Source organism: Streptomyces sp. NBC_00887 (assembly GCF_045207585.1).
The window spans coordinates 6,231,546-6,247,171 of record NZ_CP108788.1 but is presented as its reverse complement, the minus strand read 5'-3'; the positions used below and the strand labels follow the sequence as shown (position 1 = coordinate 6,247,171).

14 protein-coding genes are annotated in these 15,626 nt (G+C 72.3%); 5 read left to right on the top strand and 9 right to left on the bottom strand.

Features of this window, described 5'->3' with window-relative positions; translation table 11 throughout:
* Positions 1-28 precede the first annotated feature (28 nt).
* Positions 29-910: a helix-turn-helix domain-containing protein gene (locus OG844_RS28610; RefSeq protein ID WP_406394143.1), complete on the bottom strand. Its 882-nt coding sequence runs from the start codon at positions 908-910 to the stop codon at positions 29-31.
* Between the two features lie 321 nt (positions 911-1,231).
* Between OG844_RS28610 and OG844_RS28605 the strand changes: the two genes are divergently transcribed.
* Entirely contained in the window at positions 1,232-1,825 is a 594-nt protein-coding gene (locus tag OG844_RS28605) for an ATP-binding protein (RefSeq protein WP_406394141.1), read from the top strand.
* A 23-nt stretch (positions 1,826-1,848) separates the two neighbouring features.
* On the opposite strand, the gene OG844_RS28600 is transcribed toward OG844_RS28605, so the two are convergent.
* Positions 1,849-2,091 (bottom strand): DUF397 domain-containing protein, encoded by a 243-nt coding sequence (locus OG844_RS28600; RefSeq protein WP_056793446.1) that lies wholly within the window; start codon positions 2,089-2,091, stop codon positions 1,849-1,851.
* 256 nt (positions 2,092-2,347) lie between these two features.
* On the opposite strand from OG844_RS28600, the gene OG844_RS28595 reads away from it, so the two are divergent.
* On the top strand, positions 2,348-2,836 hold the full coding sequence (locus OG844_RS28595) for a hypothetical protein (RefSeq protein ID WP_406394139.1): 489 nt from the start codon (positions 2,348-2,350) through the stop codon (positions 2,834-2,836).
* 68 nt (positions 2,837-2,904) lie between these two features.
* On the opposite strand, the gene OG844_RS28590 is transcribed toward OG844_RS28595, so the two are convergent.
* Genes OG844_RS28590 through OG844_RS28580 form a run of 3 tightly spaced genes read right to left on the bottom strand, consistent with a single transcriptional unit; the run spans position 2,905 to position 7,227 of the window.
* Complete coding sequence (locus OG844_RS28590) at positions 2,905-5,001, bottom strand: FUSC family protein (RefSeq protein ID WP_406394138.1); 2,097 nt, start codon at positions 4,999-5,001, stop codon at positions 2,905-2,907.
* A 56-nt stretch (positions 5,002-5,057) separates the two neighbouring features.
* Positions 5,058-6,239, bottom strand: a complete 1,182-nt coding sequence (locus OG844_RS28585; protein ID WP_406394137.1) for a DUF2786 domain-containing protein — start codon at positions 6,237-6,239, stop codon at positions 5,058-5,060.
* Positions 6,240-6,294: 55 nt separating this feature from the next.
* Positions 6,295-7,227, bottom strand: coding sequence for an NADP-dependent oxidoreductase (locus OG844_RS28580; protein WP_406394136.1), 933 nt, complete (start codon positions 7,225-7,227; stop codon positions 6,295-6,297).
* A gap of 143 nt (positions 7,228-7,370) precedes the next feature.
* Here OG844_RS28580 and OG844_RS28575 point away from each other — a divergent pair, with 143 nt between their 5' ends.
* Complete coding sequence (locus tag OG844_RS28575) at positions 7,371-9,077, top strand: bifunctional 3'-5' exonuclease/DNA polymerase (protein ID WP_406394134.1); 1,707 nt, start codon at positions 7,371-7,373, stop codon at positions 9,075-9,077.
* A gap of 91 nt (positions 9,078-9,168) precedes the next feature.
* Here the strand turns inward: OG844_RS28575 and OG844_RS28570 are convergent, their stop codons facing one another.
* Together OG844_RS28570 and OG844_RS28565 are read right to left on the bottom strand one after the other, a co-directional pair.
* Positions 9,169-10,008 carry a carbohydrate-binding protein gene (locus tag OG844_RS28570; RefSeq protein WP_406394133.1) on the bottom strand — a complete coding sequence of 280 codons (840 nt, stop codon included), beginning with the start codon at positions 10,006-10,008 and terminating at the stop codon, positions 9,169-9,171.
* Between the two features lie 76 nt (positions 10,009-10,084).
* A complete protein-coding gene (locus tag OG844_RS28565) occupies positions 10,085-11,458 on the bottom strand; it encodes an alpha-lytic protease prodomain-containing protein (protein WP_406394132.1) in 1,374 nt (457 codons plus the stop codon).
* Between the two features lie 264 nt (positions 11,459-11,722).
* Here OG844_RS28565 and OG844_RS28560 point away from each other — a divergent pair, with 264 nt between their 5' ends.
* Positions 11,723-12,796: a DUF2804 domain-containing protein gene (locus OG844_RS28560; RefSeq protein ID WP_406394131.1), complete on the top strand. Its 1,074-nt coding sequence runs from the start codon at positions 11,723-11,725 to the stop codon at positions 12,794-12,796.
* Between the two features lie 30 nt (positions 12,797-12,826).
* Complete coding sequence (locus OG844_RS28555; protein ID WP_406394129.1) at positions 12,827-13,507, top strand: phosphotransferase; 681 nt, start codon at positions 12,827-12,829, stop codon at positions 13,505-13,507.
* A 46-nt stretch (positions 13,508-13,553) separates the two neighbouring features.
* Here OG844_RS28555 and OG844_RS28550 read toward each other — a convergent pair whose 3' ends face one another.
* On the bottom strand, positions 13,554-14,204 hold the full coding sequence (locus OG844_RS28550; protein WP_406394127.1) for a response regulator: 651 nt from the start codon (positions 14,202-14,204) through the stop codon (positions 13,554-13,556).
* 7 nt (positions 14,205-14,211) lie between these two features.
* Positions 14,212-15,501 (bottom strand): sensor histidine kinase, encoded by a 1,290-nt coding sequence (locus tag OG844_RS28545; protein WP_406394126.1) that lies wholly within the window; start codon positions 15,499-15,501, stop codon positions 14,212-14,214.
* Between the last annotated feature and the right edge of the window lie 125 nt (positions 15,502-15,626).

Genomic DNA, 15,626 nt, shown 5'->3' with positions numbered 1-15,626 from the left:
CCTGTCGGTAGCTCATCGTACGTGCGAATCACGTCAGTTGAAGGAGTCCGCGAAGGAGATCCCGACTCTCTTCGGGCCCCGGGCTCTCCTCGTGGAGCCGGGCCATGGCCTTTTCGTACTGGGCGACTTCCTCGGCCTTGTCCAGATAGAGCGCACTTGTCAGCTGCTCCAAGTAGACAATGTCCGACAGATCGGATTCCGGAAAGCTCAGCATGGTGAATGCGCCGCTCTCGCCCGCATGGCCTCCGAAACTGAAAGGCATCACCTGGAGCGTGATGTTCGGCTGTTCCGACATGTCGATCAGATGCCGCAACTGGGCACGCATCACGTCGCGCTCCCCGTAAGGACGGCGCAGCGCCGCCTCGTCGAGCACGGCGTGGAAGCGGGGCGCCCGCTCGGAGACGAGTGCCTTCTGACGCGCCAGCCGCAGCGCGACCCGGCGGTCGATCTCCGCCGCGGGAGCGCCGCGCATGCCGCGCGTGACGACGGCGTGGGCGTACGCCTCGGTCTGCAACAGGCCGTGGACGAACTGGACTTCGTAGATCCGGATGAGCGAGGCCGCCCCCTCCAGACCGATATACGTCTGGAACCAGCCGGGCAGCACATCTCCGTAACTGTGCCACCAGCCCGCCACGTTGGCCTCACGGGCCAGGCCGAGGAGGGAGTCCCGCTCCGCCTCGTCCGTGACTCCGTACAGCGTGAGCAGGTCCTCGACGTCCCTGGCCTTGAAGCTCACCCGTCCCAACTCCATGCGGCTGATCTTCGATTCGGAGGCGCGGATGGAGTAGCCGGCCGCCTCACGGGTGATGCCGCGCGACTCGCGCAGGCGCCTGAGCTGTGAGCCCAGCAGGATGCGCCGCACCACAGATCCACTCGACTCGCCTGCCGGCACTGGTCCAACCCTCCCCATCGCTTCCCGGACTCCGGGGTCCCCCCGAACCCCGGAGCCGGATTCTGCCACCAAAACGCTTCAGCCCGTACTCATTCGATTACGGAAATGGCAAGAGTTCCGGAAAGCTCCGAAACTTGATGCCGGAAGAAATGAGTCAGAACCGGCACGCTACCGGGCAGGTCCGGCGCGTGCACGTGCATCTGCCCTTGCATCTGCCGTGCGCATTCGGAACCATGGTCCTCGCGCACCTGCGTGCTCGTTCGTGTTGTGCCGCTGTACCCCGCAGTACCGCTGCAACCAGCAGTGCCGCTACAGCCGCGAATCCCGGGAGTGCCTCGCATGGGGACGAATGGATCGACGATGCTCGAGCCGTTACGGCAGGGGCTTCCACCCATCGACCCCTCGGCGGTCGCGGGCTCGGCCTCCTGCGCGCTGCCGGCCCGGTTCGAGGCGGTGGGCGGCGCGAGGAAGTTCACCCGTACGACTCTGACTTCGTGGGATCTCGGCGACCGCTTCGACGATGTCGCCCTGGTCGTCTCCGAACTGGTCACCAACGCGCTGCGGCACGCCCTTCCCGCCGACCTCGCGTGTGAGCGCCAGGACACGTCCGTGCGGCTGCATCTCATGCGCTGGACCTCACGACTGGTGTGCGCGGTGCGCGATCCCAGCGACAAGAGCCCGGTGGCGGGCGAGGCCGCCGACTCGGCCGAATCGGGCCGGGGTCTCTTCCTGGTGGAGTCGTTCAGCGACGGCTGGGGCTGGCACCCCTCCCCCGTACTGGGCGGCGAGCAGCAGACGGCCGGCGCGCACCGCGGCAAGGTGGTCTGGGCACTGTTCCGCCTGTCGGACAGGACCGCGGCGGAGGGTGCGGCTCCGGAGTGCCCACTCCTCGGCAGCGCGGTACCGGCCGAGGCAATTTCCGACAGCGTGTAGGCAGGGCGGCGCAGCTGGTTCTTTCAGCCGCCCGTCGCCAGATGGTCGAACTCCCCGTCCTTGACGCCCAGCAGCAGCGCCTCTATCTCGGCCGGCGTATAGACGAGGGCGGGCCCGTCGGGGTGGCGCGAGTTGCGCATCGCCACATTCCCGCCGGGCAGTTTCGCGAACTCCACACAGGACCCCTGGGAGTTGCTGTGTCTGCTCTTCTGCCAGACGACTCCGCGAAGCTCTGTGGCCGCCATGCCGTTGTACACGTGGTGCACAGGACGCTCCCCGAGTTGCAAGGTGCAAGTGTCAACTAGCTCGGATCATAGCTGTGTTCATATGCCAATGCATGAGCAGATGCACGTGCACGGGGGGTATGCGCGCGATTACAGCTTTCCCGGCCGGCCGGCGTGCCCCTGCTGAGAGAGAGACGAACGGCACGCCTATTCGGCTCCCTCTTCCGGAAGTTGTTCCGTTCTCCCCTGGTAGCTTGGCGCGGACTTTTGCCCGCGAATCAACAAGGGGGATCTTCACATGGACAGGCTCGTACGTTCCGGCGCAGTCCTCGCCGCAGGCCTCGTCGCCGCTCTCACGCTGACCGCGTGCGGCAGCGGGGACGACAGCGGCAAGGGGAAGGATTCCGGCACCGGATCGGATGCCGGGCAGAGCGCGACACCCGGCACCGGCAGCGAGGACAGCGGCACCCCGGGCGCGGAAGCGGCGGCGCTGGACGGCACGTGGGCGGGTCTGTCCGACGGCAAGGCCGTCGCCCTGTCCGTCGCCTCGGGCAAGGTGGCGCTCGTCGCCGACCAGCACGTCTGCCAGGGCGATGTGAAGGACATGGGCGAGGTGATGCTCGCGCTGACGTGCACCGACGGGAACAAGGACCGCACCATGGGGTCCATCGAGTCCAACGACGGCAAGACGCTCGTCGTCTCCTGGGACGCCGGAGCCAAGGACACCCTGACGAAGACCGATCCCGGCAAGCTGCCGACCGGCCTGCCGGACGTCCCCGCCCCCTGACGCACCGCCGGCCCCGGATTCCGCCGGGCGGCCTTCGGTCGCCCGGTCGGACGTCGCCCGGCCGGCTCTCACACCCTGCGCTTGCCCTTGGGGAGGTCCAGGCCCCGCGCGAACTCCTCCAGGGCGTCGAGCAACATGGCAGCTCCGCTGCGCACGAAGGCGTTGGGCGGGGGCACCGCCTCCGGGTGGCCCTCCGGCCTGTCCCAGCCCGCGAGCACCTGGCGCACCGGTTCCCAGTCCGGCACACGGCGCTCCCGCACCGCCTTCGCGCCCTGTTCGCTGACCCGCCGCAGCGTGGCCGCCAGGTCCGCCGCCCCCGGCACAGGCAAGGCCGTGCCGGGGGGCAGATGGGCCTCCAGCAGCATCGCGACCCGGCCGAACTGCGCGAGCGCGTGCTGGGCCTCGTCGGCCGAGAGGCGTGAGATGCCGCGGTGGCGTACGGGTTCGTGCCGGGCGGTCGCCAGCGCCTCCTGCCACGCGACGCGCGCCTCACGGGTGGCGAGCAGTGCCTTGCGCACATCGGTGTCGGTCCGGGCCTCCGGATCGGCGTACCCGTCGAGGACCGTCGCCGCGTACCGCGCGTCCGTGATCAGCCAGCGGGCGAGCCGGTTGCGCAGCCTCGGGGTCTCCCAGGCCGGGTAGACGGCGTACGAGACCATCGCGAGCATGCCTCCCGCGAGCGTGAGGACCACCCGTTCGGTGACGGTCTGCGACCAGTCCTCCCCCGCCATTCCGAGCAGGAAGACGACATAGGCGGAGACGCAGGCCTGGGCGACCGCGTACCCGCTGCGCATCAGCAGGTACATCAGCCACGCGCACGTCACCGCGAGGACGGCGGCGAGCGTCACGCCCGGTTCGACCGCCTGCACGAGGCCGGTGGCGAGGGCCACGCCGACGACGGTGCCGCCGAACCGGGCGACGGACCGTGAGTAGGTCTGCGAGAAGTCCGGGCGCATCGCCATCACCGCTGCCATCGGAGCCCAGTAGCCGTGCCCGTAGGGCAGTGCGGCGCCCAGCAGGAAGCCGAGGGTGGCGACCGCCGAGAGTCTGACGGCGTGCCGCAGGATCGGCGACTCCCTGCGCAGCTCGCTCCGCATCGCCGTCAGCGCCACCGGGACGAGCCGCAGCAGGCTCTGGCGGCGCCGGGTGTCCGCGGCGTGCCCGGCCGGTTCGCGGGTGCCGGCGCCCTCGGCGATCTCGATGACGTCCGAGAGCAGTGCGTCGAGCCGGTCGGCGGCGCGGCGCGGAGGCCCTGCCAGGATCACCTCGTTGTCGGGGGTCCCGAGAACCCCCAGGTCGGTGGCGGCGAGGTGGACCGGTTCTCCGTGCCGGACCGCGTGGGCCGCCGCGTCCAGTACGGATCCGGCGGCGCCGAGCAGCTCCCGCACCCAGACCCGCTCCAGCCCGTCGCCGGGCACTCCCAGTGCCGGGTCCGCCAGTGAGGCGAGGACCGGCCGCAGCCGTTCGGCGACGCCTCGGGCGCCGTGCAGTTCGACGGGGAGCCGGCGGGCCTCACGGGGGGTGATGGCGGCGGCGCTGCGGGCGGTCATCAGCGGTACGGGGTCGAAGGGCGCGACCGGGTCGTGGCGCAGCCTGCGGGCGTAGTCGGCCTCGGCGGCGAGGGCGTCGGCGAGCGCGTCGCGCTGGGCGCCCCATCTGCGTACCGGGAACAGCACGATCAGGGCCGCCTGGACCAGCCCCCCGAACGCCATCATCGCGGCGTGCGCGGCGGCTTCGGCGACGGAGCCGGGAAGGGTGATCGTGACGAGCATGATCGCGACGTTGGATCCCGCGAGAATGCCGGCCGTGGGGCCCACGGCCCAGGTCATCCCCGCGGCGAACGTCCAGAGCGCCAGCAGGGCCAGGAACACGACGGGCTGGGTGATGCTGACGTAGCCGACGAACGTCGACACGGCCAGGCTGCTGCCGGAGATCAGGGCGAGCACGGGCCGGGGGCGCCAGCTGCGCTCGAAGGTGGCGATCCCCGCCTGGAAGGCCCCGAAGGCGGAACTGGCCGCGATCGCCGGGCCGAAAAAAGCGAGGGACAGCCCGACGACGAGGGCGAGGCCCGCGGCACCGCGAAGAGCGATCAGCGGTTCGAGACGCTGCCGCTCGATGCTCAGCCCCGAGCGAGCGGTCTCCTTCAGCGCCCGGAGCCAGCTCATGAGGGCGAGCCTAACCGCATTCCCCCACAAGCCCGACTTATGCCGCTCGCTCGGCGCTAACTGTCGATTTCCGGCCTTCTGCCGCCCATCCTGGCCCGGTCCGCGGCGGCTGTGCCGTGGGTCCAGCCCTCGGCATCCGTCGCGCCGCGCACCCGGGCGGTGGTCGTCCGCGGGAACATCCGCTCCGCGGCGTCCGTCACCGCGACGTCCCGGGCCGCGAGCACGGGCAGCAGACCACCGCCGGGGACGTCGCCATCCTCCCCCGCCGCTCGGCTGCCGGCGTCGGCCGCCGCCGTGACGCGTGCGGTGTCGTCGGCGAGCCGGCTGCCCAGACGCTGGGCGTACGCCATCAGGAAGGACTGCCGGAAGGTCTTGGTCCGCTTGCGCCCGCCGGCCCTCTGCCCGGCCTCCGCCTTCGTCATCGCGGCCGTGCCCTGCACCAGCAAGGAGGTGAAGAGCAGCTCCACGGCTTCCAGGTCGGGCTCGAAGCCGACGACCGTGGTGAAGCCGAGATCGCTGTTCCACACGGCCCGGCAGCGGTTCGCGGAGGCGACCGAGTCGAGCAGGATCGCCTTCGCGCTCTCGTACGGGGCATCGACCCCGATCCGGCAGGCTCCCGGCGTACCGGAGCCGTGGGTACGGGCGGCGAGCAGGGCCTCGTCGATGCTGTGCCGGGCCATCAGTTCCTGCGCCTTGGTGGTGAGTGCCTCCGCCTCCTCCGGGAAGCCGGTCGCCTCCGCCTTGGCGAGCAGGGCACGGATCCGGGTGAGCATCCGGGGTTCGCCGTGGGCGGGTGGCCGGTGGAGGTCGTCGGCAGCGGTACCGGGCGGCGGGCCCACCGGCTCGATCACCGGCAGCCGCAGGAGGAGGCGGTACAGCTCCAGCAGCCCGGAGGCGTACGTGAAGCGGTCGGGCCGGTTGCGCGGCGCCGGGGCGGGCAGCCCGGCGAGCTGGTCCGCCCAGCGCGGGGGGAGCTGTCCGTAGCGCGCCGTCTCGGCGGTGATCAGCGCGGCGGCGAGCCCGGCCCCGGACTCGTCCAGCTCGCGCCGGACGATCCGTACGACATCGGCGGGCTGCCAGCCGCGCGACCAGGCGCGCCGCAGGAATTCCTCGCCGCGCAGGTGCAGCGCGTCGTCGGCCGACGGATCGGCGGCGAGGAGGGAGGCCCCGGTGTCGAGGCCGGCGTCACCGTCCGAGTAGAGGGCTGCCGCGCATGCCTGGTCGATCACCGATTCCATCAGGTCAGGGTAGGCGGGACGGGGCGGCCGGGGCCGGTCGGGCCGGGCGCCGTGCCTATCGGTGCGCCCCGGGGAGGAGCACGAGCTTTCCGCGTACGTGCCCCGCCTCGCTCAGCTCGTGCGCCCTCGCCGCATCACGGAGCGCGAACGTCTGCGCGACCGGAATCCGCAGTTCGCCGACCGCGGCCAGCGCCGCGTACTCCGCGAGCCGTTCGGCCTCGTCCGGATGGTGCCCGCCGCCCGCGGAGAAGGCCACGCCGTACTGCGCAGCGTCCGCGTCGGCGATGGTGACGATCCGTTCGGCCCTGCCGCCGCGCAGCTCGACCGAGTCCGCCAGCGCGCCCTTGCCCGCGGCGTCGAACACCGCGTCGACTCCCTGCGGCGCCACCGCGCGGACCCGTTCCACGAGCCCGTCCCCGTACTCCACCGGAATCGCGCCGAGCACCCGCAGGTAGTCGTGATTGGCGGGCGATGCCGTCCCGATGACCGTGGCGCCCCGGGACGCGGCCAGCTGGACCCCGGCGGAGCCCACCGCGCCGGCCGCTCCGTGCACCAGCAGGGTGTCGCCCTCGGTCACCGCGAGCTCGTCCAGCACCCGGGCCGCGGTCGCTGTCGCCACCGGCAGGGCCGCGGCCTCCTCCCAGCCCAGCCCCTCCGGCTTGAGCGCGACGGCGTCCGCATCGGCCAGGGCGTGGGCGGCGTACGCGCCGGTGGCGCTCCGGCCGAGGACCTCGTCACCGGCCGAGAACCCCGTGACGCCCTCACCCGTCTCGTCGACGACTCCGGCGAACTCACTGCCGGGTGTGGCGGGCAGCGGGGTGGGGAAGGCCGCCTCCATCCAGCCGTTGCGGATCTTGTAGTCCACCGGGTTGACCCCGGCGGCCCTGACCGTCACCCGGATCTGCCCGGGTCCTGCGTGGACGTCGTCGGTCCGGACGAGGCGCAGTACCTCCGGGCCGCCGAACTCCTCGTACACGATCGCTTCCATCACCTGTCTCCTCCGCACTTCGCCGCGCACCGGGACACGCAGCGCGTCCCTCACCGATCCTCGCGGCTGCCCCGCGCGCCCGCCCGGCGAGCCGGGCCCGCCGCACCCGCGTCGATGTCAGTGCCGGGTGCCAGACTCGGACCATGACCGAACGTTGGGCTCTGGCCACCGCGGAGGGGGGCGCCGCACTCCTGGTGCCGCTGGCGCGCGACGGCCTGCCCGCCGGACCGGTCGTGTCCGAGCCCGACCTCGTCGAGTCCGTCCGCTCCCGCCCCCAGGTGTTCCGCTGGGTCTGGCGCTCGACCGCGGAGATCTACCCCAGGCTGCTCGCGGCGGGCGTGCGCGTCGAGCGCTGTTACGACATGGAGTGTGCCGAGCTGCTCCTGCTCGGCCACGAGGGGCGGCTCGGGGAACCCCGCTCCGCCGCGGCCGCCTGGGCCCGGCTGCGGAATGCCGCGGTGCCGCCGGACCCGCCCGCCCGCTCCGCGGAACCCGGTTCCCAGTCCTCCCTCTTCGAGCCGAAGTCCGGCACGGACGTGCCGTTCGATGCGCTGCTCCGGGTGTACGCGGAGCAGCTGCGCCGCCACGACGCCACGGAGCATCCCGACAGGATGCGGCTGCTCACGGCCTCCGAGTCGGCCGGCATGCTGGTCGCCGCCGAGATGAACCGGTCCGGGCTCCCCTGGCGGGCCGACGTGCACCGGGAGGTGCTCCACGGCCTGCTGGGCGAGCGCTACGCGGGCGGTGGCGAGCCCCGCAGGCTGGCCGAGCTGGCGGAGGAGGTGTCGGCCGCGTTCGGCAGACGGGTGCGCCCCGATCTGCCCGCCGATGTGGTGAAGGCCTTCGCGCAGGCCGGGATCAAGGTGAAGTCGACCCGGCGCTGGGAGCTCGAGGAGCTGGACCACCCGGCGGTCGAGCCGCTGATCCAGTACAAGAAGCTGTACCGCATCTGGACGGCCCACGGCTGGAGCTGGCTCCAGGACTGGGTCCGCGAGGGCCGCTTCCGCCCCGAGTACCAGCCGGGCGGCACCGTCAGCGGGCGCTGGACGACCAACGGCGGCGGGGCCCTGCAGATCCCCAAGGTGATACGGCAGGCGGTCGTCGCCGACGAGGGCTGGCGCCTGGTCGTGGCGGACGCCGATCAGATGGAGCCGCGGGTGCTGGCCGCGATCTCCCGCGACCCGGGGCTGATGGAGGTGGCCGGCCACGACGGCGACCTCTACAAGGCCCTGTCCGACCGGGCGTTCCAGGGCGACCGCGAACACGCCAAGCTCGCGCTGCTGAGCGCCGTCTACGGTCAGACCTCCGGCGACGGCCTCAAGAACCTGGCGGCGCTGAGGCGGCGGTTCCCGCTCGCCGTCGCCTATGTCGACGACGCCGCGAAGGCGGGCGAGGAGGGCCGCCTCGTCCGTACGTGGCTGGGCCGGACAAGCCCGCCGGCGGCGGGGGCGGGTGAGGACGAGGAGGCGGGCATCCCGCAGGAGAGCGAGGACCCGTCGGCCGGGGAGAGCACCGGGGAGTACGGGTTCGTCCCGGGGTACGCGTCGTCGAACACCCGGGCCCGTGGCCGCTTCACGCGCAACTTCGTCGTCCAGGGCAGCGCCGCGGACTGGGCGCTGCTGCTCCTGTCGGCGCTGCGGCAGACGCTTGCCGCCGGTCGCATGCGCGCCGAGCTGGTGTTCTTCCAGCACGACGAGGTGATCGTGCACTGTCCTGCCGACGAGGCGCCCGGGGTGGTGGACGCGATCCGGGCGGCCGGAGAGCTGGCCGGACGGATCGCGTTCGGTGAGACGCCCGTGCGGTTCCCGTTCACGACGGCTGTCGTCGAGCGGTACTCCGACGCCAAGTAGGGGCCGTTCCTGCCGGGCCGTTGGCTGTTATCGGTGTGCGGGGAGCCGGACGGCCAGGACCGGGATCCCGGTCCTGGCCTCTGCCGCGTATCTACCCGCGTTCCCACAGCGCGGGGACCCGCGGCGGTTCCCACCCGGCCATGGCCGAGTGTGCCTGGAGGCAGCGATAGGCCACACCGTCGTACGTGACGCGGTCCCCGGCACGGTAGGAGGTCCCGGCCGCCCACGTGCCGCCCGGGGAGCCGGTCGGCGGGTCCGTCGGCGGATCGGTCGGATCCGGCTGCTGAGCGACATCGAGTACGAAGTCGAACGTGCCCTGTCTCCCGGATCCGACGGTACGGACGTTCATCAGCAGCGCCGGATCGTAGAGGGCGTCCGTGGCGTTGCGTGGCTCACCGGGGAAGTACAGCTGGGTGGTCAGCACTGGTCGGCCGGGTGCCTGGGCCTTCACGTGGATGTGCCGGGTACGCCCCGGATACAGGCCCGCCACCACGGTGGTGAGCGTGAAGGAGCCGTCCGCACCGGTGAACTGGTGCCCACGGAAGGCGAATCCCCGCATGTCGTACGCCCCGTTGGCGTCGGCCTGCCAGAAGTCGAGCAGCACTCCGGCGACCGGCCTGCAGGCCCGGCCGAAGACGTATCCGCTCACCGTGAGCGGGATACCCGCGGTGCCCGGGGTCACCAGGACGGTACGCAGCGGTGAGGCGGGCTTGAAGTACGGGCCCTCCATTTGCGGCGGGGTCGGATCGTCCCCGTCGTCGCAGGCCGGAGTGGGGGCCAAAGGGCTCCCCACGGGACCCGTGTCACGGGCGAGAGCGACACCGCCGCCCGCGATCAGTGGGGCCGCGCTCGCGGCGACGGCCGCTTTCAGGAGGCTCTTGCGGCTGATCCGGCGGTCGCCGGGTGTGCCGTCGGGGGCTTCTGGAGTCATGGCTGAGTCCTCGGAGTTCCTCGGAACGGAGAAGCGGAACGGGAAAGGCGGGAGGCCGGGTGCGGTGCGCGCCGGATCAGAGGCGCTGCCAGAGGGCGGGCACGTTCGGCGGCTGCCAGCCGGCCTGGGCCTGGTGGCCCTGCAGACAGCGGTAGCCGACGCCGCCGTACGTGACCGTGGCACCGGCCGCGTAGGTCGTGCCCGCCGCCCAGGTGCCGCCCGGCTCGGTCGGCGGGTCCGTCGGGTCGGTGGGCGGGTCCGTCGGCGTACCGCTGGTCATCAGGGTCAGCCCGTAGACCTGGAGCGCGGCGTTGACCGGCTGGAAGTACGTCGTACCGCCCGAGGAGCAGTTGCCCGAGCCGCCGGACGTGACCCCCTGGGCCTGGCTGCCGGAGATGAACGAGCCGCCGGAGTCGCCGGGTTCGGCGCACACGCTGGTCCGCGTCACCGGGGAGATGGTCCCCTCGGGGTAGGTGACGCTGGTGTTGCGCTGCTGGATCGTGCCGCAGTGCCAGCCGGTCGTCGATCCGGAGCGGCAGACCGAGGAGCCTTCGAGCATCTCGGTGGAACCGGCGACGGTCACGTCTCCCCGGCCGTATCCGTTGACCAGGGCGCGCGGGGTCCAGTTGGCGTTGGTGGCGACCCAGGCGTAGTCCCGGCCGGGGAAGGTGGAGGCCTGGAAGGAGCCCTGGGCCTGCTGGTTGACGCCGTTGGTCGTTGTTCCGGCCCTGCCGCAGTGTCCGGCGGTGACGAAACCGTTCTGCGTGCCGCGCCTGACCGGGAAGCCTATGGAACAGCGGCCCGAGCCGTTCATGTAGTACGCGTCGCCGCCGCGCAGGTCCGCGAGGGCGCGGGGCTGCTCGCCGGACCGGTTGACCTTCACCACCGAACGGGAGACCCCTGCGGCGGCGAGGAAGGTGTCCGCCGCGGAGGTGTCCGCCGCGTTGACGACGACCCGGTTGGTGCGCATGTCGACGTACCAGGACGGCACGCCCTCGGGGGTGGTGTGACGAGCCGCCTTGTCGAGGGCGGCCTTGGCGGCTTCGAGCCGGTCCAGGCTGTGGCCGACGACTTCGGCATCGGCGCCGACCCCGGTGATCCGGGCGGCTTCGGAGGCGTCGGTGGTGGCGACGGTGAGAGCCGCGCCGTCACCGCTCACCCGTGCTCCGGCGAAGCTGGCGCCGAGGGACTTCTCCAGCCCCGAGGCGATGACCGCCGCCCGGTACTCGTTGCCTGTCCGGGCGGCTGCCTCCTGGGCGTCGAGGCCGAGGTCGCGCTGCAAAGCCTTGATCAGTCCGGGCGGGAGCGTGCCGGGCGCCGCGGCCGGGGCGGTGGCGCCGGCCGGGTCCGCCGAAGCGACACCGGTCAGCCCTGCGAGGGCGAGCGCGCCCACCGCCAGGGCGGCGGTACCTGCGGCGAGGGCGCGTCTGCGGAGCATGGTTCTCTCCACGTAACTCTCCTTGGGGTAAGGGATGTCGAGCCCTCGGGTACAGGGCACTGTGGGGGTGGGGAACTGTCGGAAACGTAGCCGCGCCACACGTCCCCCGAGGAGATCCCGTCCGCCCCCTCCCTTCGCGTTATGGGGTGCCCGCGAGCGCGTCCCGAGCCGTACCCGGACGTGCTCGGAGCCGTACGCGGACACGTCCCGGGCCGTACCCGGACGCGTCCCGAGCCGTACCGGAGTACGGTCCGGCGCCCGCTATAGGCTCCGCCCATGGCGACGCACGAGCACGAGATCACCGAGCCCGTCGACCTCTGCCTGCCCGACGGCAAACTGAATCCCGCAGCGGTCGGCTGGTCCAGGCAGCCGCTGCACCGGGCCAATCTGCGCGGCTGGGGCCGGACCAAGCGGTGGGAGTACTGGTGCGTGACCACGCCCACCCATCTGGTGGCGCTGACCGTGAGCGACCTGGACTTCCTGGCACTGAACGCGGTCTACGTCCTCGAGTACGGGCCCCGGGGCCGCGAGTTCGAGTGTTCCTCGATCGTCCCCGCCGGCCGTGGCGTCCATCTGCCGGACACCGTCGCGGGGGCGCCGGGCTCCGAGGACGTGGTCGTCGGACCCGCCCGGCCGAGCGGCGGCAAGGTACGGATCGAGATCCGCGACGAGAACGCCGGCACCCGGCTGCGGGCCCGCTGCCTGACCCGCGACCGGCTGCCGCTGGAGGCCGACATCCTCGTCTCGCGCCCGGCGGGACACGAATCGCTCTCCGTCGTCGTGCCGTGGAGCGAACAGCGCTTCCAGTACACCTCCAAGCACACCGCGCTCCCCGCCACGGGCCGGGTCCGAATCGGCACCGAGATCCTGGAGTTCGGCGCCTCCCGGACGAAGAACGCGGCCGACAACGACACCTGGGCCGTCCTGGACCACGGCCGGGGGCGCTGGCCGCGCGCGGTCGACTGGAACTGGGGTGCCGCCTCCGGCCGTACGGACGGGCGCACGCTGGGCCTCCAGTTCGGCGGCCGCTGGACGGCGGGGACGGTTTCCACCGAGAACGGCCTGTGCGTGGACGGCCGGCTCACCAAGATCGGCGAGGAGCTGGACTGGCGCTGGTCCGCCTCCGATCCCCTCGCCCCGTGGACCGTCCGTACGGCGGCGTCCCGCCAGGTCGATCTGACCTTCACCCCGTTCCACAACCGTTCCACCCACACGGACGTCGGACTGATCGCCAACCGCACCGACCAGTGCTTCGGCCACTACGACGGCCGGGTCCGGACCGACGACGGCACCGAGATCGCCGTGACGCAGCTGCTCGGCTGGGCCGAGGACGTCCGTATGCGCTGGTGACTCACGCGGCTGCCCGGGTAGGTTTCCCTCATGCACATAGGCCATCTGCTGGGCTCAGGACACACCGCCGATGTGTACGCACTCGACGAGTCCTGGGTCCTGCGCCGCTACCGTGACGGCGCCGACGCCACCGCGGAACTGGCGGTGATGTCGTACCTGTCGGCCTCCGGGTTCCCGGTCCCGCGCATCGGTCCGCCGTCCGACCCGGCGCTGTCCACGGATCTGGTGCTGCAGCGGCTGACCGGCCCGACCATGGCCGAGGCGCTGCTGGCGGGCACGCTCACCGAGGCCGAGGGGGGCGAGCTGCTGGCACGGCTCCTGCGGGACCTGCACGCGATCCCGCCACGGCTCTCCCAGGACCCCGAGGACCGGATCCTCCACCTGGATCTGCATCCGGAGAACGTGATGCTGACTCCGCAGGGCGCCGTGGTGATCGACTGGAGCACGGCCTGCGAGGGGCCGCCCGCCCTGGACCGGGCGATGTCCTCGCTGATCCTGGCCCAGGTGTCGCTCGACCCGTCGTTCGCCGCCGGTGACCGCGTCCGGGTCCTGCTCGCGACGATGCTCGCCCGGCTCGCGGACGACGGCGGTGTCCCCTCAGGCGCCCTGGCCCGTGCCACCGCACGGCGAGCGGCGGATCCTCGGCTCACCGCGCGGGAGTCGGCGGTGCTGGACGAGGCGGCCGAACTGGTCTCGGAGCTCGCGGGCTGACGGGGCGCCGGCTGCCCGTCGTCGCCGGGGTCCGGAACGAGCGGTTCTAAGGGCTGTCCCGGAGATAGGCCAGCACGGCCAGCACCCGGCGGTTCGTCGCGTCCGTCAGCGAGAGGTCCAGCTTCGTCAGGATCGAGCCGAAGTGCTTGCTGACCGTGCCCTCGCTGACGGTCAGCGCCTCGGCGACCGAGGCGTTCGACCGGCCCTCGGCCATCAGGGCCAGCACCTCCTGCTCCCGCGCGGTGAGCCTGGACAGCGGGTCGCGGCGGTGCCTGAGCAACTGCCGCACCACCTCCGGGTCGACGACGGTGCCGCCGTCCGCGACCCGCTGGAGGGCGTCGACGAACTCCTCGACGTTCCCGACGCGTTCCTTCAGCAGATAGCCCACGCCCCGGCCGTCGCAGGAGTCGAGCAGCTCCTCGGCGTAGGCCCGCTGGACGTACTGGCTGAGGACGAGGACGGGCAGCTGCGGGCGGCTCTCCCGCAGGGAGACCGCGGCCCGGAGCCCCTCGTCGGTGAAGCCCGGCGGCATCCGCACGTCCGTCACCACGATGTCCGGGGTGTGCGCCGCGACGGCCTCGGTGAGCTCGTCGGCGCTGCCGACACCCGCCACCACCTGATGGCCGAACCTCTCCAGCAGGCCGATGAGGCCCTCCCTCAGGAGCACACTGTCCTCGGCCAGCACGATACGCAGCATCAGACCCTCAATCGACCAGGTGGGCGGGGGAGCAGGGGACGTCCAGCCGGAACACCGTCGGCCCGCCGGGCGGGCTGGAGATCAGCAGCTGACCACCCACCACGGAGATGCGGTCGGCCACGCCCTGAAGGCCGCTGCCCCCCGCGGTCCCGGCCCCGCCGGTTCCGTCGTCCCTGACCTCGACGGTCAGCCTTTCGCCGTCGGTCCGGCCCGTCACCTGTGCCCGGCTCGCCCCGCTGTGCTTGGCGACGTTCGCCAGCGCCTCGCAGACCGCGAAGTACACGGCGGTCTCCACCGGTTGCGGAAGCCTGCCCGGAATCTCGAAGTCCATATCGACCGGCACGGCCGAGCGGTCGGCGATGTCCTCGACCGCGGCGGCCAGGCCCCGGTCGGTGAGCACCTGGGGGTGGATGCCCCGGATGAGTTCCCTGATCTCCACGAGGGCCACCCCTGCTTCCTCGTGCGCCTTGGCCAGCAGGCTGCCCAGCGGCTCGGCGGGAGCTTCGAGCCTGGCCAGGCCGAGCGTCATCGAGAGGGCGACGAGCCGCTGCTGGGCACCGTCGTGCAGATCGCGTTCGATCCGGCGGCGCTCCGCCTCGAAGGCGTCGACGAGCCGCATCCGGGAGCGCCCCAGCTCCTCCAGCCGGCTGTCGAGCCCGCCCGGCCCCGCGGACAGCAGGGCCCGGGTCAGCGCGGCGCGCGCCACGGCCGCCCACCCCAGCGGGTAGGCGAACAGCGGCAGCAGCACCAGCCCGAGGAGCGCCAGCGCGAACGCCTGCGGATACGAGTCGGCCAGCCAGAGCTTCAAGACCCGTACCTCCTCCCCGCCGGTGACGGTGGCCATGACGAGGGGCGTCGCCAACAGCCCGCCGCAGACGACCAGTACGGTACCTGCCACCAGGCCCTCCAGGGGCCACAGCACGAAGGCGAACAGCAGCACGTACCCGAACTCCCGCCAGGTGGCCTGCTCCCGGAGCCGGGTGCGCAGCCAGGCCGCCAGACCGGTGCGCTCGGGCGCCCGGTGCGGATCGCCGAGGGGAACGGGGTCGATCAGCCGCAGCCTGCGCCGTTCAACCGCGCCCACCGGAATGCCGATGAGGGCGAGCATCACCAGGAGCAGGATGCCGACGAGTACGAGGGTCAGCGCGCTGCCCACCACGGTCAGCAGCACCACCGACACGAGGAGGCCGGCACCGATCGGAACGCTGCTCAGCAGGTAGAGCGCCGCGCGCCAGGGCCGGCTGCCCAGAAGGTAGCGGGGCCGCCGAAGGGCCTGCCGGAGAGTGAGGGAGCTCATGAGCGCACGGTAGACAGCGCGGGCCGGGCGCCACCACCCGCCTGGCAGGGGGCCGGAGGTGGAGCTGGCTCCACCCCGCAGACTCCTCCTTGCTGCGATGTGTACGCCGGGCTCCGCCGGTTGAC